A 21,750-nucleotide genomic window follows, 5' to 3' on the forward strand; every position below is an offset into this window, starting at 1 on the left:
AATTTTAGACAGGTAGAAGATGTGTATATAAATTTGAACAAAAATTTAAGATTTTTTTAATATCTGTATATTTTTTTATACTCTTACATAAATTTTAACGCAGTGTTTTACATTTTCAATATTTTTGCTAAAATCATTTCAATTTTTTAATAAATTTTAGAGGAAATTTTTATGTATGTAACATGTCTTGATATGGAAGGTGTTCTTGTTCCTGAAATCTGGATTGCTTTCAGTGAAGAATCAGGAATCCCGGAGCTTAAACGGACAACCCGTGATGAGCCTGATTATGATAAACTTATGCAGTGGCGTATAGGTATCTTAAAGGAGCATGGTCTTACCCTTAAAGACATTCAGAACACAATCGCAAAAATTGATCCGCTTCCCGGAGCCAAAGAGTTTATGGATAAGCTTCGTGCAAAATGTCAGACAATTATTTTAAGCGATACATTTGAAGAATTTGCAGCTCCTCTTATGAAAAAGCTTGGAATGCCGACAATTTTCTGTAACTCGCTCGAAGTTGATTCTGACGGATTTATCGTAAGCCATAAAATGCGCTGCAGTCAGTCAAAGCTTACAACTGTAAAAGCATTGCAGTCAATCGGTTACGAAACTATTGCTTCCGGCGACAGCTACAACGATCTGGGAATGATTCAGGCAAGCAAAGCCGGTTTCCTTTTCCGTACAACTGATAAAATTAAAGCCGATTTTCCGAATATTCCGGCTTTCACTGAGTTTGATGAGCTCTACGAAGCAATCTGTAAGGTAATTGATGAAAAATAAATTGAATGTCTTAATTCAATTTGCCGAATAAAAAATATGCTTTCAGCGGGAACATGCCAGAAATCTCGCGGTTGAAGCCCTTCGGGACGCTCCGCTCTTCAAAGCGAGTTTCTGTCATAACCCCGCTTACGCATATGTACATTTATTCAGTTTGAAGCAGTTTTATTTCTTTTTCGTTTAATTCCCTATAGCCGCCCAGAGGAATCGCAGGGTCGAGCTCAAGGCTTCCCATTTTTACGCGTTTTAAGTATACGACTTCATTTCCAAGCTGTGCGAACATGCGCTTAACCTGATGGTACTTTCCTTCGTAAATCGTTAAAAGACATGCGACATCCTGTCGTGACGATTCGCTGTCGCGATTCGCGGTTTTATTTGCTTCGTGCCGCGTCCGTGCGGCAGATTCATTTGATTCACAAAAAATTATTTCTGCCGGCTGGGCGTCAAAGCCTGATTCATTCTGTTCGCGGTCAACCCGGAATCCTTTTGAAAATTTTTCTGTATATTTAAGCTTTTCTTCCTCTGTTAGAGAATCGCGCAGTCCTACGGCATAGGTTTTCGGGGCGTGGGTTTTTGGCGAAAGAAGCCTGTGTGTAAGTTTTCCGTCGGTTGTTAAAATTAAAAGCCCTTCCGTGTCTATGTCGAGCCTTCCCATGCAGTGAAGCTCCCCGCCTAAAAATTTGTGGCGAAGGCTATCATCGAGCAGGTCAAAAACCGTGCGGTGTTCTCCGTCTTTATTGGCACAAACTACATCCTGACACTTGTTCATCATTATGTAGATATCGTGCTGGAGTTTAATCTGTTCACCATCGACAGTAACTTCATCTTTTTCGATGTCGAGCTGAAAGCCGGGATCGTAGACGAATTTGCCGTTTACACTGACAAGCTCGTCCCGCAGCAGTTTTTTAACGTCTTTTCGTGAGCCGAATCCGTGATGTGATAAAATTTTATCTATTCTTTCCATCAGCGTTTTTCAATCGGTATATATTCGCGTTCTGCAGAAATATTCTTGTATGCAGGGCGGTAAATCTTTCCGCCGGCGATGATTTCCTCGATACGGTGAGCACTCCAGCCTGCAATTCGTGAAATTGCGAAAATAGGAGTGAAGAGCTCGCGCGGAATATTGAGCATTGAGTAAACGAAGCCTGAGTAGAGGTCAACGTTTGCGCAGATTTTTTTGCCGTCGCCGTGCTTGTTGTAAAGAATTTCCGGACTGAAGCGTTCAACCATTTTGTAAAGATTGTATTCTTCTTCAAGACCTTTTTCGCGGGCAAGTTTTGCTGCCTTGTCGCGAAGGAGGGTAGCGCGCGGGTCGTTGATTGTGTAAACTGCATGACCCATTCCGTAGATAAGGCCTGTGCGGTTGTAAGCTTCTTTATTTGCAATTTTTTCGAGGTAGGCTTTTACTTCGTTTTCATTTGACCAGTCTTTTACATTTTCTTTGATATTGTCCATCATTTCTGCAACCTGAATGTTTGCTCCACCGTGGCGCCTGCCTTTGAGAGAGCCGACTGCAGCTCCGATTGCAGAGTATGTGTCAGTGTCGGCAGAAGAAACAACGTGTACTGTAAGAGATGAGTTGTTACCGCCGCCGTGCTCAGCGTGAAGAATGAGGGCAAGGTCTAAAAGTTTTGCTTCGTCGTCTGTGAAAGCCTTGTTGTTTCGGATTAAGCGAAGAAAATTTTCGGCAGTAGAAAGCTCGGGAAGAGGATTGTGGATGTACATAGACTTTCCGTCGTAGTAGCGCCTTTTTGCCTGATAGCCGTAAGCAGTGAGTGTTGAAAAGCGTGAAATGAGTGCAATACACTGATGAAGGACATTTGAAAGTGAGCGGTCTTCCGGATTCGGATCGTAAGAATATGAAGCTAAAACTCCGCGTGCAAGCTTATTCATAATGTCTGCAGAAGGAGCTTTCATAATCATGTCTTCGGTAAAGTTTTCAGGCAGGGTGCGGTGAACGCCTAAAAGCTCGTTGAATTCGGCAAGTTCATCAGAGGTCGGGAGCTTTCCGAAAAGAAGAAGATATGCGCACTGCTCGTAGCCGAACTGATTGTGTTCTTCTGCATCTTTAACGAGAGACTCGACATTGTATCCGCGGTAAACTAAGCGGCCCGGGATTGCAACCTTCTGGCCGTCTTTTACTTCGTAGCCGACAACATCACCAATGCTGGTTAATCCTACAAGAACACCGGTGCCGTTTGCATTACGAAGACCTCGCTTAACATCGTATTTGTCGTAGAGGCTTTTGTCGATCGGGTCGTTATTCTGTGCAATGCTTGAAAGCTTTTCTATAAGAAGCTTTTCGTCAATTTTCTGGTTGATTTTTTCCTGGAGAGAGTCGATGCGTTTTAATTCCTGTTCACTGAATGCAGCACCGCTTCCCTGCAGTTTGCTGTCGATTTTTTCTTTGAGGAATTCAAGATAGTGTCTTTCGTTTTCGGTAATTTCCATACGACCTCCAAAAAAATATTGTATAAATATGCAGAATTAACTGATAGTTTTTTATAATTATACAAAAATGCAGGATTCATTGCAATAAAATGTTGACTTGTAGTTTATATTTCTATAAAATATTCAAACTGATTTTTAAATAGTTATCATACTTTGGAGTAAAAAATGGATATTATTAAAGGTGTGCTCATTGTTGCATTTGTAATCATCTGTATTCTTCTGGTTCTGCTTGTTCTGGTTCAGGATCAGGATAACAGTGGAATGGGTGGAATGCTTGGTGGCGGAAATTCAGCTGCTTTCGGTTCTCATTCTGCTTCGGTTCTTACAAAAGTTACAGTTGCTTTTGTTATTTTGTTCTTTGTTGTTACCTTCTGTATTGCAAAGGCTCTTCCTTCTAAATCTGATTCAACTGATGCTGCTTTGCGGGCTGCTGCTGAAGAGTCTGGAGTAACAGTTGACGCACCTGCTTCTTCTGAAGAATCTTCTGACGGAAGATGGTGGGATGATTCAGAAAAGACTGAAAAAACAGAAAATACTGCTGAAACAACAGAAGCACCTGTTGAAACAGCAGAAACTTCAGCTCAGTAATTTTTTTGGCTGGGGAATAAAATGACTTTAGGCGAAGTTTTTCCAAAAGAAACAATTATTGCAAATCTTTCCAGTACCGAAAAAGATGAACTTTTTGAAGAACTTGTCGAAGTCATTCATTCAAAATATCCCGTTTTTAATAAAAGTGAAGCATTGGCTACATTAAACGAGCGTGAGTCAAAAATGACTACAGGAATTATGCATTCTGTGGCCATACCTCACGCTCTTATTTCGTCAATAAAAGGTTCTGTTGGTGCAATAGGAATCACTAAAGACGGAATTGATTATGATTCTCTGGATAAGGCTCCTGTTCATGCGGTTTTTATGATTATTGGAAATGAAAATGAAACTGAGCATCATATTCAGATTCTAAAACAGCTTGCCACTGTATTGCAGATTCCAGATTTTGTTCAAAATCTTCTTTCCTTAAAATCATCTGCAGAAATTTATAATTTCATTTGCACATCTGAAGAATCTCTGTTAAAATAAACTTCATTGAGGTGAAGCATGTCTGACAGAGAAGTAAATACAATCAGTCATCTTTTGGAAGTTGAACAGAGGGCTTCTGCTCTAACTTTAAATGCACAGGAAGAAGCCGATAAAAAAATTGCTTCAGCAAAAGCACAGGCTGATTCTAAATTTCAACAGGAATTTAAAAAAATAGTTGAAGAATGTGAAAAATCTTACTCCGAAAAGATTTCAAACCTTGAACAAACAAAAAATCAAAAAATTTCAGAATATAAATCTAAAATTTCATCTTCAACACTTGATAAATCGTCATTTAATTCATTTCTTGATACTGTTTTGCATGTGTAGGCGGGGGAGTGTATGGGTTCTTTGGACACTTCTGCAGCTTCAGGCTTTGTTTATGCAAAGGCAAGTGCTCTTTTAGCAAAATCTTTTACAGGTGAAAATGCAGTAAAACTATTTTCTGTACAGTCTCTTCGGGAACTTTATTCGCTTTTGTTTGAAGATGAAGTTCCATCTGTGCCTGAAGTGCTTCTTTCCAAAGAAATTGAAGTTAAAGCCGCCCAAAAATTTTTAAATCAATACAAAAGCCTTCTTGCAGAATTTGAAAATCCTTCTCCCATTCTTTTGGAAATTATAAAGTTTTACGAATATGAGATTTCTGAAAAGTCAGAGGATTCAGAATTGAATGCTAAAAATGACCGGTTACAGATAATAAATTTATGGAATGCCGTTAATTCTTTGAATGGATCTGATAAAGAAAATCTGGAACAGCTTTATAAAATGGAAATTTCCTTAAAAAATATTCTCTGGGCTCTCCGGCTGAAAGTTTATTATCATTTTTCTGAGGAAGAAATTTCTGAACATTTAATTTATTCAGAAGAACATAAACGTAAGGATGATGTTTTAGCCAGAGAAGCAATGGCAGTTGCCGGTAAAGATATTTCTTCATATGATGACTGGAAAAACTGGAAGTATGCACAGTTTTTAAATCCTCATGAAGAAGGCGTAGTCTGGGAAATTGATCCGTGCTGGATAGAACGCAGTTTAAAAACTTATCTTGCTAAAGCATACAAGAGGTTTTTCCATAAAGACCCTATGAGTGTGACAAGTCTGGTTTCATGGTTTAGAATAAAACAATACGAACTTGATTGTATTCGTGCTGTGGCAGAAGGTCTTCGCCTTGGTGTAGACTCGGAACGTGTTATGGATGCAGCCGGCTATTCAGAGGCTGTAAGAGGAGGAGAGTAATGGCTAGAACAACACAGATGAACCTTGTTGAACTGATGGTCATGAAAAATGACATAGGTTCTGTGCTTGAATTTTTAGGTAAAAAAGGCAATTTTCAGTTTCAGAATCAAAAAAGTGATTCTTTAAAACTCTCTGATTCTTCACGGGCTGGAGAGATAAAAAATCCTGAGCGTGATTTATTTGTCCGTCTTCAGGAGGCCCGTTCTTTTCTTTCTGTTTCTGATATTGATTCAAATGACATCTCTCATGCGTCTCGTTCAACTGAAGAAAATACTTCAATTGCTGAAAAATTCCTTTCTGATGTAGAGGAACTTAAAAAGCGCGAATATGCTGCATCTGAAGAACTTAAACGCGTTAAAGAATCAAAAGAAGAAGCAGAATCCTTCAAAAACCTTAAGGTTCCTTTTTCCGAACTTGACCATCTTTCGTTTCTTTCAGTCAAGGTCGGAAAAATTGATCCGGCTGTTTTTGATGAACTGGCTTTTTCTGTCGGTCAGCGGGCTATTATTGTTCCTCTTGGCGATGATAAATCAAAAATTATGGCTGCCAGCTCTAAAAAAGCACGCTTTTCACTTGATACAGAACTTAAAAAATTTGGATTTGTTCCGTTTGAAATACCGGAAGATTTTAAGGGTGTACCTGATGATGTGCTTGAAGGGCTGGAATTAAAATTTACTGAAAGTCAGAAAGCACTTGATTATATAAATGAAGAAAAACATAACATGGCAGTAACTCACACTGATTTATTGCATTCTCTTCTTGCTTCGTTTGCAATTTCTTCTCAAATTGTTGATGTACAGAATAATCTTGAATCTACAAGCCTTGTGTACCGGATTACAGGCTGGATTCCTTCTTCGGACTGCCATTCAATGATGAAAGACATGGATAAGCTTACCGAAGGAAGAATTGCAATCCGTGTGTATAATCCTTTAGAAGTTCCTTCTGTAATAAACGGCACTGAACAGGTTCCTGTCCGTTTAAAGCATGGAAAACTTGTCGGCGCTTTTGAACGCATGATTTTCAGCTATGGTTCACCTGTTTATGGTGCAATTGATCCGACTCCTTTCGTGGCTCTTTTCTTTACACTTCTGTTTGGAATTATGTTTGGTGATGCCGGTCAGGGCTTTATTTTCCTTCTTTTGGGCCTTTTAATGAATTTCAAGATTGTAAAAGTTGGAGGCTGGAATAAATTCGCTCCGATTTTTATGGCAATTGGTACTTCGAGTATGATTATGGGCCTTCTTACCGGTGAATTCTTTGGAAACGAAGAAGTTTTAAAGCCTGTTTCTATGGCGCTTACAGGTCTTTTTGGAGAGCCTCACGCCCCAATTCTCCACCTTATGCCAGACGGAAGTGAACATTCAATTAAAACTATGTTCGGCTTTTTTGGTGTAACGGTTGGAGTCGGATTTATTATTAACTCAGTTGGTCTTATTATAAATATCATCAACAACCTTTTAATGCATAAAGTTTCAAAGGCTTTGTTCGGCAAAAATGGTCTTTCCGGCGCAGTTTTCTTCTGGTATGTAGTTGTAATGGTAATCCGGATTGTGCTTACAGGTCATTCGATTGATCTTGCAGACGGAATAGTTATTGGTATTACGCTGTTTTTAACGATGTTCAGTGAGCCGATTCACCGCATTATTGAAGGAGAAAAGCCTGTCTTTGAAAACGGACTTTTTGCCGCCATAATCGAAGCAATTGTCGAGCTTTTGGAAACTTTAATCAGCTATATGTCAAATTCAATCAGCTTTATCCGTGTCGGGGCATTCGGTCTTGCACACGCTGTTCTGGGATTCATAATTGCAACTCTTTCAGAAATGGCAGGTCCTGCTTATCTTGGAGTCATGCTCGTTGGAAATGCAATTGTTGTTGTTCTTGAAGGAATGATTGTTGCAATTCAGGTTATCCGATTGCAGTACTATGAATTCTTTTCTAAATTTTTCAATGAAACGGGCAGGGAATTTAAGCCTTTCTCGTTTGATTATAAATAAGGTTATAGTGAGGTTTTTTTATGAACAAGAAAATTTTGATGATTGCCGCAGTTTTAACTGGACTTTCAATTTTCGCAGGATTTGCACAGGACGCTGTTAATCAGGAATCTAGTGCACAGGAAACAGTACAGGCTGTTTCACAGTCTGCAGCTACATCAGCTGAAACAGCTTCTGCAGAAACTGCAAAAGACTCTTCTGCAATCAAGTACATTGCAGCCGGTCTTGCTGTAGGACTTGCCTGTATCGCAGGTGGTATGGCTGTTGGAAAAATTGGTGCAGCTGCAATGGGTGCAATGAGCGAAAATGCTGAACTTTCTGGTAAAGCACTTCCATTCGTAGGTCTTGCAGAAGGTATCTGTCTGTGGGGATTCCTTGTAGCTTTGCTTATTATAATTTTGTAAATGGAATATTTTGTCATTGCGGAAAGGGAAATTATTCTCGGCTTTAAATTGGTTGGTGTAGACGGAAGTATTGCAGTCAATCGTAATGAGGCGTTAGATGCATTCCGTCGTGTTACAGGCCTTGGTGGAGCTGAGAGTGTTCCTGTTGATGAAAGACCCAAAATTTTAATCCTGACTGAGGATGTTTCTGCCATGATTGAAGAAGAAGTTCTTAAATGGCAGAAAAGCAGTCAGTATCCGCTGATTGTTGAGATTCCAGGTATTCACGGTCATATGGAGGGTAAAAAGTCTCTTACAGATGCAATCCGTGAAGCCGTAGGAATTTCTGTTTAAGGAATAACGAATGGAAGAACTACGTTCTACTGAAATACTTGATAAAGAAATTGAAGCTGATGCACGAAAAAAGGCTCAAAAAATTCTTACTCGTGCAGATGAAGAGTGCAAGACGATCCTTGAAAATGTTGCTTTTCGTATTGAGGAGGCTTCAAAAAAGAAAGAGGCTTATTATTCAGAAAAATTGTCTCAAGCTGAAAAGAGCGTAGAAGAAGCCTTTCCTCTGGAAAAGGGACGCTTTCTGGTTTCTTTTTACAGTGAATCTGTTTCGAAAGCCTTTAATGAATATCTTGAAAATCTTGGGGAAGAAAAACGTCTGTCCCTTGCAGAAAAAAAACTTGAAAAATCTCTTGCGATAATTCGTGAGAAAAAAATAAATGCTTTTGTATTTGGTTTTAAGACTGAAAATGCAAAAAAAATGCTTGAAAAGTCGCTTTCAAAGAATCTTTTGAAAGTCGAAGAAATCTCTTTTGAAAAATCCGGCGAACAGGCAGAATCAGGCAACAATTTCCATGAAGGAATTATCCTTGTTTCTGAAGACGGCTTTGTAAAAATCCGCCTTACGCTTGATCAGATTGTCCGTGAGATAAAGGATAAATATTCAGAAGAGCTTGCAGTAAAACTTTTTGGCGGGAGGTTACCTGAATGAGCGAAGTAAATTCAAAGCAGACAAAAGGTAAAATTACCCGAATTTCAGGACCTATTGTATATGCTGAAGGACTGGAGGGCTGCGGTCTTTACGATGTAGTCGATGTCGGCGAAAAGAAAATTATCGGCGAGATTATCCGTCAGAACGAAGGCAGGGCGACAATTCAGGTTTACGAAGACGATACCGGCATGAAAATCGGCGAAGAAGTCGTTTCAAACGGTCGTCCTCTTTCTTTGCGTCTTGGGCCCGGTCTTGTCGGAACGATTTATGATGGAATTCAGCGTCCTCTTAAAAATATGTTCGAGTCTTCAGGAGCATTCTTAGTTCCTGGTGAACGCACCGAACCGATTGACGTTTCAAAAAAATGGAAAATGACGGTTGCAGAAGGTGTTGGCGAAGGCATGGCAATTTCTGCCGGAGTTGTCTTAGGCTATGTTCAGGAAACTGAATCTATCCGCCATAAAATCATGGTTCCGCCGACTGTAAAGGGCAAAATTCTCAAAACTTTCAAGGGTGAAGGTGAATACACTGTAGACGAAGTAATCGGAACTACTGATTTAGATGAAGAAATCAGGCTTTCTCATTACTGGCCGCTTCGTGTTCCCCGCCCTTATGCAAAAAAACTCGAAGTTTCTCAGCCTCTTGTTACAGGTCAGCGTGTAATTGACGTGTTCTTCCCGCTTAGTAAGGGTGGAACGGCTGCAATTCCGGGCGGATTCGGTACCGGAAAAACAATGACTCAGCACGCTATTGCAAAATGGTGTGATGCAGATTTAATCGTATACATTGGCTGCGGGGAACGCGGTAACGAAATGACCGACGTTCTTACTGAATTCCCGACTTTGATTGACCCGAGAACCGGCCGCTCTCTTATGGAACGAACGATTCTTATTGCAAACACTTCAAACATGCCGGTTGCAGCGCGCGAAGTTTCGCTTTATTCGGGAATCACACTTGCAGAATATTACCGCGATATGGGTATGCATGTTGCAATCATGGCAGACTCAACAAGCCGCTGGGCAGAAGCTTTGCGTGAACTTTCGGGCCGAATGGAAGAAATGCCTGCAGAAGAAGGATTTCCGGCTTATCTTCCGACCCGTCTTGCAGAATTCTACGAAAGAGCCGGCCGCGTAAATGCCCTTTGCGGCGAAGAAGGCAGTGTTTCTGTAATCGGAGCTGTTTCTCCTCCGGGCGGTGACTTTTCTGAGCCTGTAACCCAGCATACAAAACGATTTATCCGCTGTTTCTGGGCTCTCGACCGCGAGCTTGCAAATGCGCGTCATTATCCTGCTATCGGCTGGATTGATTCGTATTCAGAATACGCAGAAGAAATCCGTGAATGGTGGGACAAACTTGATCCTCGATGGGCAGAAGTGCGTCTTTCAGCCCTTGAACTTTTAAAAGACGAGCAGAGACTGCAGCAGATTGTCCGCCTGATTGGACCTGATGCCCTTCCGGACGAAAAGCGCATCGTTCTTACAGTTGCCGACATGATTAAAAACGGCTTTTTACAGCAGAGTGCTTTTGATGCAGTTGATGTCTATTCTGTTCCAGAAAAACAGATTGCAATTCTTTCGCTGATTATGACTTACTACAATCGTGCGCTTGCTGTAATAAAGGCAGGAAGTCCACTGCCGGCTGTTGCTTCTCTTCCTGTAAAAGACGAAATCGTGCGTTTAAAATCACAGGTTCCGAATGACAAGCTTGAGCAGATTAAAGAAGTCGAAGGCCGCCTTGACGAGCAGATGGGTAATTTAGAAAGACAGTATAAAAAATAACAAAAAAGAAAAGCCGCACTTCATTTTTGAAATGCGGCTTTCTTATTACTTAATTGTTGTACCTGTATAGGCTTTATTTTCAAGAATGGCCCGGGTGTTATCGATGTTTTTGCCGCCGGCACAGATAACTTTAAGATTAAGCTCCTGTGCTTTTTTGCTTGCGATAGGATCAAACGGACAGTTTTTGCCGGGAATCCATTCGTCACCAACCATTTTTCTGAAATCAGACCAGGAAATTTCATCAAGCGGTTTTGCATCAGGATTTTTCCGCGGGTCATCTGTATAAACTTTTTCGATGTTGCTTAGATTTACAACAGTATCTGCAGCAAATTTTTCTGCAAGCAAGACTGCATCATTATCGGTTGAAAAACCAGGTTTCCATCCGGCTGCAACCAGTATCCGGCCTGTAAATTCTTTTGCTGCTGTAGGGTCTGTTACTACATCTTCTTTACACAGTTCTCCAAAACTTGCTTTTACAAACTGTGCGTTAAGCCTTGTTGCCATAATTCCAATCCAGTCAGCTGCATCTGTTCCGGCATTTTCTGCTGTACCAGTAACTTGCCGAAATGCTTTCTGATAAATGCGTGCAGGTCCTCCTCCGCCAATTACAAGAATAAGACGGTCATTTTGATTTTTAGAAAGAAAATCTTTGACCATGGAAACGAATCGTGATACAAAATCAGTATCCGGATATTCTGGGGCAACAATTGAGCCGCCTACAGACAAAACCTTTGTTGACATAAAAACCTCCATAATTTTCTATTTTCAAATTATAATTTAGTATAAGCCCAGTATAATTGGATCATTCCAGAGAGAACTGTAATTTACATTTCCTTCACTTGATTCTTCCCATATTGACTGGAAGGCATATGTTTTTGGTCGGTATACGATTTTATTATTATGAGAAATTGTCTGTTTGATTTCATTCCAGTCTTTTGAGAATGCAATGTGCTGCGAATCTAAATTTCCAAAATAAAAATCCTGTAAATTTTCTACAGTTCTGAATGGTTTGTATTCTAATCCCATAGCCAGAGCAATATCTACAGGGATCCATCCGAAATCTTCAATGTAGAATTCAACCCACCAGTGACTTTTTGCTTTCATTTCAGAATCTACTAAAATACCTGCCATAGGAGCGGCCGGAATTTTTATTGAACGAAGCAATGTCGTGTAGAAAATTGCAAAATCGTATGCATCACCTTTTTTATCTTTAATCAAGTCCAGCGGATTTTCATCTGCTTTCCGGAGTGAATTAAGGATTTTGTAGTTTTGAAGAAGGTAATCATAAATTAATTTTGCCTGTTTGTAAGGATTTACTTCTTTTCCGACAATCTGTTTTGCCAGATTTATAACTTTTTCATTTTCGCATTGAATAAGTGCATTCTGGCAAACGGCATTTTTATGTAAAACCCTTTCTTTTTGTGACTGTGAATACGGTTTAATTAAATTTTCGTTGATTTGAGTCTGAATATTGTAAGTTAAAATTACAAAGGTGTGAGAAAATTTAAATTTTTTAGCCTGTGATGAAGATTTTTGTAATTCCAGCTGATGTATAATAGTATTCTTGTAATCCATAATAATTGGCTGTGGAGAATACTCAGTAAGTTCAACCATCGGCTGCCAGGATATCTGAACCGGTCTAGGAAATCTTAATGTAATGTTTGTACCATTTTTTGTATTTATTGAATCAATATCAGAATTTATCTGTAAAATATAAGTTTTTGGTGAGTTGTAAGATTTTGAGCCGATCGGCGTGCTGATTTCTTCAAAGAACTGATTGCTTTTTCCTTTTTCTGTTTCAATGTAAATGTTTCCGGTTGCAGCCCCGTCTGGAACTCTTACACGTATTTCTGAATCGCTCCAATATTCATAATCATAATTTGTTTCGCTTGCCTGAATTGTATTAAAATCAAAATCTGAAACCAGTTCTCCCTGACCTGTTCCTAATGATGAATGTTCTGCTGCAGCTGTAAAATAAATTTTGTTTGTACCTCTGGAAGTTCCAAAATCGGAGCCGGTAATTGTTAAAAGTGAGCCGGGTTTACATACTGCCGGTGAAACAGAAGTGATTACAGGTAATGAAGTTTTTGTATCCTGTTTGACTGTAATTGGAATGCCTGCCTCATTTGCAAAAAATCCCGGAGAAGATTTTCCTGACTTTGTAACGACTATTACAAGCCCGTCCTGAACGTTTGATGGCAAAACAATTTTTATTAAATTTTCAGTCCAGTTAATATATCCGCTTGCTGTGATTCTGTTTCCGCCGATTTCAACATAATTTGTTCCGCGGGTCTGCCCGAAATTTGTTCCGCGGATTATCATCGTGTCTCCTGCAGAACCGACTACCGGAATAATCGAATCAATGACAGGAACTTTTTTTGATTTGACTGTTGCAAAGGAAATTACAGAAAGAACCAGCGCAATTACAAAAAGATACGAAAATACCCGGAAAGCCGAGTATTTTCTGAAAAGAAGAGAAAAAATATTTTTGACTTTAGAAGAATCTGCCAACTCCTATTCCTTCATCGTTTCGATATTATTACCGATTTCATGAAAATTTGGAATATTAATTGTGATAGAAACTGAAGATGATGAAAAATCAGGAGCAAATGCATCTACAGAAGGAAGATTCTGCCGGAACTGATAGTTGATTGAATTTCTGGTGCTTCTTTCATGTATAAAAGGAATTGAGCTGTTTGCAGTGTTTGATGCAAGATTTGTTGCATAAATTGTCTTTTGTTCGACCGTTGACGATAAATCAGCTTCGTTCTGGTTTGAATCTGTTTTTGCAAGTGAATTTTCTGAAATAGCCAGACCGTTCGAAAGGTCTTCCTTATTGATACTGCCGTCTACGATAACATCTTTTTTTGCGATTGGTTCGATGCTCTTTTCTTTCATAATTGAAATAGCTGCAACAGCTGTTTCTTTTGCTGACTTGAGGGAATTATAATGTACCGGAATGAAGACAACAGCAAATACAGCAGCAGCTGCCACAAAAGAAGAAGCGTATTTAGCAAATGGTATGATAAAGGATTTTGAATTTTTTGAAGAAGAACTGTCTGCAAATGAAACATTTTTAGCATAGCGCATTTTTGTCTGCAGACGTTCAAAACTTTGGTCTATAAAATCGCTGGAAACTGTCTTTTGAGAAGAATCTTCCTGCAATAAATCGTGCAGCTTCTGCATTTTTTCGAGAGAAGATTTGGCTTCCGGATTTGCAGAAACAAGAGATTCGTACTGAGAAACAAAACTTTCCGGCATTTCGCCGTCGATATACACAGAGTGTAAATCCTTTTCAAGAGATGTAGACATCATCAGCCTCCAATATCTTTTCAAGCTGTTCGCGCGCACGGAACATGCGGATTTTGACATTACCTTCAGTAATGCCGAGCACCTTGCCGATTTCTTTGTAGTTGAGGTCGCCGTATTCGCGCAGAATCAAAACTTCGCGCAGACTTTTTGGCAGTTTATTAAGGGCTTCAAGAGCAATTCTCTTTGCATCTTCTTTGAGCAGATTTGTATCAGCTGCTTCTGAAGATTTTTTGCTTTCGTAGAGAACTTTGTGATAGGCCTTTGATTCACGAACCTTTCGCTTTGCATAATTGAGGCTTGCGTTTTTTACTACGCGGATGAGCCAGAATTTTGCATCATCAAGACTTGGGAAAACCATTCCTTTTTCGCTTGCCTTGATGTAAGAGTCGTGAACAAGGTCTTCAGCCGCCTCTTCGTCATTTACAACTCGCCAGGATACTTTGTAAAGCAGACTGAATGTTTCGTTGTAAATAGCCCTGAAGTCAGCCGGATGAGCTGCATTATATGTTTTATTAATCTGTCCAACCGGCATGTTCCTGTCCTCACTATTCTAACAATGCTGATGTATAAAAGTTACAGTTTTCTTATTTTTTGTACTTACGAGCGTTTCCAGGCAGGCCCCTGCGGTGTGTCGATAATTGTAATTCCTCGCGCTGCAAGTTCGTCACGGATTTTATCGGCAGTTGCAAAATCTTTTGCTTTTTTTGCAGCTGTGCGCTGTTCAACTAATGCTGTAATTTCTGCAGCTTCAGGATCTCCTGCATGGTCGTCTGTCTGTGATTTTGATTCTTCTGCCTGTTTTTCTGCAATAGTAATTGCGTTTTCAATAACAGAAAGAGAAATAACTTTGTCCATTTTATAGATTTCGGCTAAAGCTTCACTTGCTTTCTGTCCTTTGCCGTTTGAAGCTTTCTGTAAAGCCGAAAGTGCGACTGGTGTTGCAAGATCGTTTTCCAGTCCGTTGCGGAATCTCTTTAAATTTTCAGTTTCTCCAAGATTTTTTGCGATTTCACTGAGAATTTCTTCATAATTCTCAATTTTCAGCTTTAAATTTTCTGCCTGTTCTGCTTTTTTGATAAGTTTTGCAACCCGTTCGTTTAAAGCTGCCCGGCCGTTTTTTGCAGATTCAAGCGCATCCATTGAGAAAATCAGAGGCTTTCTGTAGTGACCGCCGAGCAGAAAGAATCTGTAATCAAGAGGAGCAAATCCTTTGCTTGTAAGAGAAAATCCCTTTTCTGCAGGTAATTCTGTCTGGAGGGTGATAAAATGCCCGCTCGATTTTGACATTTTTCCGCCTTCAAGAATTAAAAATTCATTGTGCATCCAGTATTTTACCCACGGACCTTCTTTTCGTTCTGCTTCGGTAAAACTTCCTTCACTCTGGGCAATTTCATTTGTGTGGTGAACCGGAACATGATCGATACCGCCTGTGTGGATATCGATGTGTTTTCCAAGATATTTCATGCTCATTGCAGAACATTCAATGTGCCATCCCGGATAGCCGCGCCCCCACGGTGAATCCCAGGTCATTGCCTGATTTTCGAATTTACTTTTTGTGAACCAGAGAACAAAATCGCCAGGATTGCGTTTATTTTCGTCGATTACAACTTCCTTGCGTTTTCCTTTACCAGCAATAAGTTTTGAAAGGTCGAGATTTGCAAGCTTTCCGTAATCAGGATAAGTTGAAATGTCAAAGTATAAATTACCGCCGGCCATGTAGGTATGCCCGTTTTCTTCGAGTTTTTTGATTAAGGCAATCATGTCGTCAATATGTTCAGTTGCCTTACAGATTACATCCGGGTGGCGTATATTGAGAGCGTCAATATCTTTCATGAATGCATCTGTATAAAACTGTGCTACTTCAAGAACAGACTGATGGCGTTCTTCGGCAGTTTTTACCATTTTATCATCGCCTTCATCACTATCGCCTGTTAAGTGGCCGACATCGGTGATATTCATGACATGTTTAATGTCGTAACCTAAATATGAAAGAGTTTTATCGAGTACATCCAGAAAAACATATGCACGCAGATTTCCGATATGTGCATAATTGTAAACTGTAGGACCGCAGCCGTAAAAACCAACAAAATCTTTTTTAACCGGCTCAAATTCCTGCAATGTGCGACCCATTGTGTTAAATAAACGTAAAGACATAACACAAATATAGAATAAATTGTGCATTTTTTCAATGACTATAAAGATTATGGAGATTTTTCTGAAAATCCTATAAACTTATTGTTATGCCACCACCAAAAATCCGCGGTACACAAAAACCTAAAAATACAAAAAAAACAATTTTCAGGCTTGTTTCTTACATGGGGCGTTTTAAAATGCTCTGGATTTTTGTATTTCTCTTCGTTATTATTGCGGCTTTAGCAGAAGTTGCAGGAGCTTACGTGCTTAAACCTGCAATAAACGACCATATTCTGCCTTTAATCGGGCAGAAAAATGCCGATTTGTCCGGGCTTTTTCGTCTTGTCCTTACGATGATTACAATTTATGTCTGCGGGGCATTAAGTTCTTATGCTTCAGAGCGTCTTCTGATTCTTATTTCCACACAGACTCTGTGCAGCATCCGGAAAGACTTATTTCATCATATGGAAAAACTTCCGCTCCGGTACTATGACAGCCGCCAGCATGGTGTTTTAATGTCTTTATATACGAACGACACTGACACTTTACGCGAAATGTTCAGTATGAGCGTACCACAGCTTTTTTCTACTTTTTTTCAGGTTTCCGGCATTTTTATAATGATGTGCGTTTTGAGTATTCCGCTCACAGTTTTAATGCTTGTTACGATTTTTCTGATTATGATTCTTTCATCTCAAATCGGGAAGCGCTCTGCCCGTGCATTTAAAAGCCAGCAGGAAAATATCGGAAAAGTAAATGGCTTTATTGAAGAATTAATCGAAGGCCAGAGAGTTGTAAAAGTCTTTAATCGTGAAAATCAGGTTAATGCACGCTTTGATAATCTTAACGAAGATTTGCGGAAAGCCGGTACGAGCGCGATGAGTTATGTTTCTGTTCTAGGTCCCATGATGAATAATTTGAGTCACATTCAGTATGCACTTACTGCAATTGCAGGCTCGTTTCTGGTTATCAAAGGCTTTTCTGATGTTGGAACAATTGCAAGTTTTTTACAGTCAACCCGTTCATTTTCACGCCCGCTCTCTCAGGTAAGCCAGCAGTTCAATTCTGTATTAAATGCTTTAGCCGGAGCAGAACGGATTTTTGCTGCTATTGATGAAAAAACTGAAGATGATGAAGGTGAAATCGAACTTCCTCAGAATATACGGGGTGAATTTATTTTTAAGGATGTCAATTTTTCTTATGAAAAGGGCGTTCCTGTTTTAAAAAATATTTCACTTTATGCAAAACCGGGACAGAAAATTGCTTTAGTTGGTTCAACTGGAAGCGGAAAGACAACAATTACAAATCTTTTGACACGTTTTTATGATATAGAAGATGGTGAAATTACTTACGACGGAATTCCGCTCAAAAAAATCAAAAAAGATTCGCTCAGGCATTCTCTCGGTATGGTTTTGCAGGACACGCATTTATTCACTGGAACGATTTTTGAAAATATCCGCTACGGAAATCTTAATGCAACGGATGAAGAAGTAATCAGTGCGGCAAAATTGGCAAATGCAGACTACTTTATCCGCCATCTTTCTGAAGGCTATAACACTGTTATAACGGGAGACGGTTCTTCTTTGAGTGCAGGACAGAGGCAGCTTCTGGCTATTGCCCGTGCGGCTGTCGCAAGTCCGCCTGTCTTGATTCTGGATGAAGCAACAAGTTCAATCGATACGCGTACAGAAAGACTGATTCAAAGGGGAATGGATGCTTTGATGAAAGGGCGTACTGTATTTGTAATTGCTCACCGTCTTTCTACAGTACGGAATGCCGATGAAATCCTCGTTCTTGAAAAAGGTGAAATCATAGAACGGGGAAATCATGATGAGCTTTTAGAAAAGCAGGGCCGTTATTATGATTTGTATAACGGCACTTTTAAGTTAGAGTAATTTTACTTTCTTCTTCCGAAAATGCGGAGCAAAGCAAGGAAGATATTGATAAAATCCAGATAAAGTTCAAGGGCGGCCATAATAGAAACTTTCTGGTAGTCTTCATTTCCGTTTGAATAGGCTGCTACTTTTGTAATTTTCTGAGTGTCGTAAGCTGTAAGGCCAGTAAAAATAATTACTGTGACAATTGCAATCAGATAATCAAGCATGGTTGTGTTTAAGTGAAAAAGCCGTGACATGACAAATTCAAGAAGTGAAACAATAATTACACCAACCAAAGCCATCATCAGGTAATGCCCTATTGTTGAAAGATTTTTTTTAGTTGTAGCTCCATAAAAAGACATTGCAAAGAACATTACTGAAGAAGCTATAAAAGCTACGGCAATTGAAGAAATCTGGTATACAATAAATATAGAAGAAAGTGTGATTCCATTGATGACAGAGTAGGCTAATAATCCTAAAACTGCTGTCTGTAAAGAAATTTTACGGATTGAGGCAGAAAGTCCCCATACCAATGCAATTTCTGCAACTAAAAAAATCCAGAATCCGACAGCAGAACCGCCAAATAAAAATCTTCCAAAAGAAGAAAGCCCTGTTTCATTATAGATACTGGCTGCAGTAAAAAAGGCGGTAACTGCGCTAATTAAAAGGGCAGCTCCCATCCAGGCATAAGTTTTGGTGATAAATTTTGATTTTTCTGATTCAAAAGCAGTAACTGTTCTTTCCATAAAGTAAAAACTCCTTATTAAAAAGATAATGGAATTATGAGCAACTTGCAAGAAAAACTATCTAAATTCCTGCTGTAAATTTTCCGATATTAAAAGGGAAGAAAATGTTTTCTGGGAGAAAAACTAAATATGAAAAAAATAATTTCAACTTCACTGATTATAATTTCAATCTTTGTACTTCTTGCATGTGTGACAACTCCAAAACAGCAGTCTGTTCACGAACTGATTATGCAGGGGCGTTATGATGAGGCCAAAGATTTATTTAACAATAAAACAGATATAAATGCTTTAGATGCTGATGGAAATACGGCATTACATTTAGCTGCACGTGCAAATGAAGCTGATCTGGTCAGTTTTTTGATTATAAAGGGCGCTGATACAGAAGTTAAAAACAACAACGGAGATACAGCCCTTCATGTTGCAATCAAAAACAATTGTCTTGAAGCTTCAAAAGTTCTTGCAATAGTTCATGGTGATATTTTCGCAAAAGATGCCCAGGAAAACACTGCCCTTGAATTAGCACTTGCTAAAGGCGATAAATGGTATGAAGCAATGATTACCAAACAGACCGGTGAAATCCGCAGTGAAGACGGAGAATCAATCGTTCATTATTTTGTTAAAACCCGTGATGAAAAAGCAATTAACCGCTGCATTCAGGTTGGCGTTCCGCTTTCTGTAAAAGACAATTCAGGAAAAATTCCGCTTGCACTTGCTTTTGAAACTGCAGAAAATGCTGCATCAGTACGAATTGCAGCAAAACTCATTCTGGCTGGTTCTGATTTAGTCCGTGGTGATTTTGCTTATTTTGAAGATGCAGTGCGCACCCACAATATGATTATCCGTTTTTATGACGGTCAGACACCTCTGCATATTGCAACAATTGACGGACATACAGGTATTGTTGATTACATTTTAAATGACAAAACTTCTGTAAGAACAGTTGATATTCTTGCAGCTCAGGATATTTCAGGTGCTACTCCTCTTCATGAAGCTGTCCGCTACGGAAGAGTTGATATTGCCCATCTTTTGTTAACAAACGGAGCAAATATAAATGCCCTCGATTCACTTGGAAAAACTCCGATGCTTCTGATTATGCCTGTTGAAGCTCAGGAAAAGATTTATACACTTTTGATTCAAAGCAATGCAAATGTAAATCAGAAGGATATGTACGGAGATACAGTTCTTCATGTTGCTACAATGGCAGATTCTCCGGTTCAGGTTCTTTCGCTTTTGGTAAGCAACGGTGCTCAAATCAATGAGCGCAATAAGCAGGGCGTTACTCCTCTTTGTCTTGCAATTGAATGTCAGCACCCGCAGCAGGTAAAATTCTTTGCTCAGAACGGCGCTGATATTTATGCAGAAGACATGAACGGAAATTCTCCTCTTTCAAAAGCTCTGGAACAGGAAAGTCCTGAAATGCTTTCAACTCTTGTAAGTGCAGCCAATATTGCTTCAAAAGATTCAAGCGGAAATACAGCCCTTCATGCAGCTGTTAATAAAGATGCTCCTTTTGACCATATCAAATATCTGGTTGATGCAGGAGCTGACGTAAACGCAAGAAATAAAAATGGTGATTCAGTTCTGTTTTTAACAGTTCAGAAAAACAGACGTGATGCAGGTGACTTGCTTCTCGAAAAAGATGCAGATATTTTTGCAACAAACACACAGAACAATTCTCCGCTTCGTGTAGCTTTAACCCGCGGAGGTGAGCTTCAGGACTGGCTTATTACATCAAAGACATTGAATTCAACTGATGGAAGCGGAAATACACCTCTTCATTATGCTGCAGAATGGAAACTCAACAATGCAATTGTTTCGCTTATCCAGAAAGGTGCAAAAGTTCAGGCAAAAAATGCAAACGGCGAAACAGCTCTTTTTTCTGCCGTTAGGGGAGACAGTCCTTCTACAATCAACATTCTGATTGATAACGGCCTGGTTATTGATTCTAAAGACAAACTCGGCCGTGATAATCTTGGAAATACGCCGCTTCATGCTGCTGTAAAATGGAATGCTTTTTCTGCGGCAAAAACCCTGATTTCCCTTGGTGTTGATGTAGATGCACAGAATTTGAGCGGAAAGACGGCTTTGAGTGATGCCTGCCGCTCCGCCAAAAAGGAAATGTCCGTGCTTTTGATTCAGAACGGGGCTGATATAAATGCAACTGATGCTACCGGACGGACGGTTTTGATGGACGCTATTTCGAGCAATAATGAGGAAATGGTTAAGCTTCTTCTTGGTTACGGGGCTAACGTTCATGTTCAGGAAATGTTCGGCCGTAATGCATATCATGATGCAGCCCTTACCGGCAATATCGGCATTATCAATATGATTAGAAAAGCCGGCGGAAATCCTCTTTCACGTGATTCCGGCGGAGATACGCCTTTGTCACTTGTCCTTCGCGCTGATATTAATATTATTAAGGCTGTTCTTGGCAACGACACAACAATTGTTGATTCTGACGGAAATACACCGATTCATATTGCGGTTCAGAAAAATGTCAGCAAAAAGACAATGACTCAGCTTTTGAATATCGGCTATCCTGTGAGCCAGCGGAACGGAAAAGGAATGACAGCACTTAATGAAGCTGTTGCAAAAAATCAGAAAAATCTTGCTTTAGTGCTTCTTGAATATGGAGCAGATCCTTTTATTGCGACAAATACAGGCGATAATGCCCTTACAGAAGTATTCAAAACAAAGAATCTTGAAATCCTTGATGCAATTGTAAAATATAACGCAACACGAACTGACCGGCAGGGAGACGGAATTCTTCATTACGCTGCCCGGACAGCAGATAAAACAATTGTCCAGCATTTGGCAGGAATGAGCCTTGACAAAACCGCTCAGAACATTTCCGGCGAAACTGCCAGTGAAATGGCAAGCCGCTGGGGCAGAAGTGATGTAGCTGAAATGCTAAGATAAAAATATAAACTGTTAGAATAAAACTCTATTTTCTCTATTTTACTCTCTTGTTACATAGAAATGTGATAAGAGAGTT

General features: G+C 39.7%; 20 protein-coding genes. 12 read left to right on the plus strand and 8 right to left on the minus strand.

What is annotated here, in order from left to right:
- The first annotated feature begins 171 nt into the window (after positions 1–171).
- Positions 172–780: a bifunctional phosphoserine phosphatase/homoserine phosphotransferase ThrH gene (gene thrH / locus ACKI5B_RS11345; RefSeq protein WP_407428824.1), complete on the plus strand. Its 609-nt coding sequence runs from the start codon at positions 172–174 to the stop codon at positions 778–780.
- A 142-nt stretch (positions 781–922) separates the two neighbouring features.
- Here thrH and ACKI5B_RS11350 read toward each other — a convergent pair whose 3' ends face one another.
- Both ACKI5B_RS11350 and ACKI5B_RS11355 read right to left on the minus strand, forming a co-directional pair.
- Positions 923–1,741 (minus strand): pseudouridine synthase, encoded by an 819-nt coding sequence (locus ACKI5B_RS11350; protein ID WP_407428826.1) that lies wholly within the window; start codon positions 1,739–1,741, stop codon positions 923–925.
- On the minus strand, positions 1,741–3,099 hold the full coding sequence (locus tag ACKI5B_RS11355) for a citrate/2-methylcitrate synthase (protein ID WP_407428881.1): 1,359 nt from the start codon (positions 3,097–3,099) through the stop codon (positions 1,741–1,743). The genes ACKI5B_RS11350 and ACKI5B_RS11355 overlap by 1 nt, the downstream gene beginning before the upstream one ends.
- A gap of 294 nt (positions 3,100–3,393) precedes the next feature.
- On the opposite strand from ACKI5B_RS11355, the gene secG reads away from it, so the two are divergent.
- From secG to ACKI5B_RS11400, 9 genes are read left to right on the plus strand one after another with little or no spacing between them, the layout of a single operon-like run.
- Positions 3,394–3,816, plus strand: coding sequence for a preprotein translocase subunit SecG (gene secG, locus ACKI5B_RS11360; protein WP_407428829.1), 423 nt, complete (start codon positions 3,394–3,396; stop codon positions 3,814–3,816).
- A gap of 21 nt (positions 3,817–3,837) precedes the next feature.
- Positions 3,838–4,305 (plus strand): PTS sugar transporter subunit IIA, encoded by a 468-nt coding sequence (locus ACKI5B_RS11365; RefSeq protein ID WP_407428831.1) that lies wholly within the window; start codon positions 3,838–3,840, stop codon positions 4,303–4,305.
- An 18-nt stretch (positions 4,306–4,323) separates the two neighbouring features.
- Complete coding sequence (locus tag ACKI5B_RS11370; RefSeq protein WP_407428833.1) at positions 4,324–4,632, plus strand: hypothetical protein; 309 nt, start codon at positions 4,324–4,326, stop codon at positions 4,630–4,632.
- Positions 4,633–4,644: 12 nt separating this feature from the next.
- Complete coding sequence (locus tag ACKI5B_RS11375) at positions 4,645–5,535, plus strand: V0D/AC39 family V-type ATPase subunit (protein ID WP_407428835.1); 891 nt, start codon at positions 4,645–4,647, stop codon at positions 5,533–5,535.
- On the plus strand, positions 5,535–7,529 hold the full coding sequence (locus tag ACKI5B_RS11380; protein WP_407428837.1) for a V-type ATP synthase subunit I: 1,995 nt from the start codon (positions 5,535–5,537) through the stop codon (positions 7,527–7,529). The genes ACKI5B_RS11375 and ACKI5B_RS11380 overlap by 1 nt, the downstream gene beginning before the upstream one ends.
- 20 nt (positions 7,530–7,549) lie before the next feature.
- A complete protein-coding gene (locus ACKI5B_RS11385; RefSeq protein ID WP_407428839.1) occupies positions 7,550–7,930 on the plus strand; it encodes an ATP synthase subunit C in 381 nt (126 codons plus the stop codon).
- Positions 7,931–8,263, plus strand: coding sequence for a V-type ATP synthase subunit F (locus ACKI5B_RS11390; RefSeq protein WP_407428841.1), 333 nt, complete (start codon positions 7,931–7,933; stop codon positions 8,261–8,263).
- Positions 8,264–8,273: 10 nt separating this feature from the next.
- A complete protein-coding gene (locus tag ACKI5B_RS11395; RefSeq protein ID WP_407428843.1) occupies positions 8,274–8,912 on the plus strand; it encodes a hypothetical protein in 639 nt (212 codons plus the stop codon).
- Positions 8,909–10,690, plus strand: a complete 1,782-nt coding sequence (locus tag ACKI5B_RS11400; RefSeq protein WP_407428845.1) for a V-type ATP synthase subunit A — start codon at positions 8,909–8,911, stop codon at positions 10,688–10,690. Before ACKI5B_RS11395 ends, ACKI5B_RS11400 begins: the two co-directional genes overlap by 4 nt.
- A 45-nt stretch (positions 10,691–10,735) precedes the next feature.
- On the opposite strand, the gene pyrH is transcribed toward ACKI5B_RS11400, so the two are convergent.
- The 5 genes from pyrH to cysS form a co-directional block, all read right to left on the minus strand.
- Positions 10,736–11,431: a UMP kinase gene (pyrH, locus tag ACKI5B_RS11405; RefSeq protein WP_407428847.1), complete on the minus strand. Its 696-nt coding sequence runs from the start codon at positions 11,429–11,431 to the stop codon at positions 10,736–10,738.
- A 36-nt stretch (positions 11,432–11,467) separates the two neighbouring features.
- Entirely contained in the window at positions 11,468–13,201 is a 1,734-nt protein-coding gene (locus ACKI5B_RS11410) for a transglutaminase domain-containing protein (RefSeq protein WP_407428849.1), read from the minus strand.
- Between the two features lie 3 nt (positions 13,202–13,204).
- Positions 13,205–14,002: an anti-sigma factor gene (locus tag ACKI5B_RS11415; protein WP_407428851.1), complete on the minus strand. Its 798-nt coding sequence runs from the start codon at positions 14,000–14,002 to the stop codon at positions 13,205–13,207.
- Positions 13,986–14,534: an RNA polymerase sigma factor gene (locus ACKI5B_RS11420; protein ID WP_407428853.1), complete on the minus strand. Its 549-nt coding sequence runs from the start codon at positions 14,532–14,534 to the stop codon at positions 13,986–13,988. Before ACKI5B_RS11420 ends, ACKI5B_RS11415 begins: the two co-directional genes overlap by 17 nt.
- Positions 14,535–14,599: 65 nt before the next feature.
- The gene (cysS, locus tag ACKI5B_RS11425) at positions 14,600–16,156 is read right to left on the minus strand and encodes a cysteine--tRNA ligase (protein ID WP_407428855.1); all 1,557 of its coding nucleotides are present in this window, start codon (positions 16,154–16,156) and stop codon (positions 14,600–14,602) included.
- A gap of 86 nt (positions 16,157–16,242) precedes the next feature.
- Between cysS and ACKI5B_RS11430 the strand changes: the two genes are divergently transcribed.
- Positions 16,243–18,027 (plus strand): ABC transporter ATP-binding protein, encoded by a 1,785-nt coding sequence (locus ACKI5B_RS11430; protein WP_407428857.1) that lies wholly within the window; start codon positions 16,243–16,245, stop codon positions 18,025–18,027.
- Between the two features lie 2 nt (positions 18,028–18,029).
- Here the strand turns inward: ACKI5B_RS11430 and ACKI5B_RS11435 are convergent, their stop codons facing one another.
- Positions 18,030–18,755: a Bax inhibitor-1/YccA family protein gene (locus ACKI5B_RS11435; RefSeq protein WP_407428859.1), complete on the minus strand. Its 726-nt coding sequence runs from the start codon at positions 18,753–18,755 to the stop codon at positions 18,030–18,032.
- A 129-nt stretch (positions 18,756–18,884) separates the two neighbouring features.
- Between ACKI5B_RS11435 and ACKI5B_RS11440 the strand changes: the two genes are divergently transcribed.
- Positions 18,885–21,674 carry an ankyrin repeat domain-containing protein gene (locus ACKI5B_RS11440; protein ID WP_407428861.1) on the plus strand — a complete coding sequence of 930 codons (2,790 nt, stop codon included), beginning with the start codon at positions 18,885–18,887 and terminating at the stop codon, positions 21,672–21,674.
- The last annotated feature ends 76 nt before the right edge of the window (positions 21,675–21,750 follow it).

This window comes from Treponema sp. (genome assembly GCF_045657965.1).
In the GTDB taxonomy this organism is placed as follows: Bacteria; Spirochaetota; Spirochaetia; order Treponematales; family Treponemataceae; genus Treponema_D.

What these genes read in the sequence shown, in the direction of transcription:
- thrH (WP_407428824.1), top strand. Translation starts at nt 172, where the DNA reads ATGTATGTAACATGTCTTGATATGGAAGGTGTTCTTGTTCCTGAAATC.
- ACKI5B_RS11350 (WP_407428826.1), bottom strand. Translation starts at nt 1,741, where the DNA reads ATGGAAAGAATAGATAAAATTTTATCACATCACGGATTCGGCTCACGA.
- secG (WP_407428829.1), top strand. Translation starts at nt 3,394, where the DNA reads ATGGATATTATTAAAGGTGTGCTCATTGTTGCATTTGTAATCATCTGT.
- ACKI5B_RS11365 (WP_407428831.1), top strand. Translation starts at nt 3,838, where the DNA reads ATGACTTTAGGCGAAGTTTTTCCAAAAGAAACAATTATTGCAAATCTT.
- ACKI5B_RS11370 (WP_407428833.1), top strand. Translation starts at nt 4,324, where the DNA reads ATGTCTGACAGAGAAGTAAATACAATCAGTCATCTTTTGGAAGTTGAA.
- ACKI5B_RS11375 (WP_407428835.1), top strand. Translation starts at nt 4,645, where the DNA reads ATGGGTTCTTTGGACACTTCTGCAGCTTCAGGCTTTGTTTATGCAAAG.
- ACKI5B_RS11380 (WP_407428837.1), top strand. Translation starts at nt 5,535, where the DNA reads ATGGCTAGAACAACACAGATGAACCTTGTTGAACTGATGGTCATGAAA.
- ACKI5B_RS11385 (WP_407428839.1), top strand. Translation starts at nt 7,550, where the DNA reads ATGAACAAGAAAATTTTGATGATTGCCGCAGTTTTAACTGGACTTTCA.
- ACKI5B_RS11390 (WP_407428841.1), top strand. Translation starts at nt 7,931, where the DNA reads ATGGAATATTTTGTCATTGCGGAAAGGGAAATTATTCTCGGCTTTAAA.
- ACKI5B_RS11395 (WP_407428843.1), top strand. Translation starts at nt 8,274, where the DNA reads ATGGAAGAACTACGTTCTACTGAAATACTTGATAAAGAAATTGAAGCT.
- ACKI5B_RS11400 (WP_407428845.1), top strand. Translation starts at nt 8,909, where the DNA reads ATGAGCGAAGTAAATTCAAAGCAGACAAAAGGTAAAATTACCCGAATT.
- pyrH (WP_407428847.1), bottom strand. Translation starts at nt 11,431, where the DNA reads ATGTCAACAAAGGTTTTGTCTGTAGGCGGCTCAATTGTTGCCCCAGAA.
- ACKI5B_RS11415 (WP_407428851.1), bottom strand. Translation starts at nt 14,002, where the DNA reads ATGTCTACATCTCTTGAAAAGGATTTACACTCTGTGTATATCGACGGC.
- ACKI5B_RS11420 (WP_407428853.1), bottom strand. Translation starts at nt 14,534, where the DNA reads ATGCCGGTTGGACAGATTAATAAAACATATAATGCAGCTCATCCGGCT.
- cysS (WP_407428855.1), bottom strand. Translation starts at nt 16,156, where the DNA reads ATGTCTTTACGTTTATTTAACACAATGGGTCGCACATTGCAGGAATTT.
- ACKI5B_RS11430 (WP_407428857.1), top strand. Translation starts at nt 16,243, where the DNA reads ATGCCACCACCAAAAATCCGCGGTACACAAAAACCTAAAAATACAAAA.
- ACKI5B_RS11435 (WP_407428859.1), bottom strand. Translation starts at nt 18,755, where the DNA reads ATGGAAAGAACAGTTACTGCTTTTGAATCAGAAAAATCAAAATTTATC.
- ACKI5B_RS11440 (WP_407428861.1), top strand. Translation starts at nt 18,885, where the DNA reads ATGAAAAAAATAATTTCAACTTCACTGATTATAATTTCAATCTTTGTA.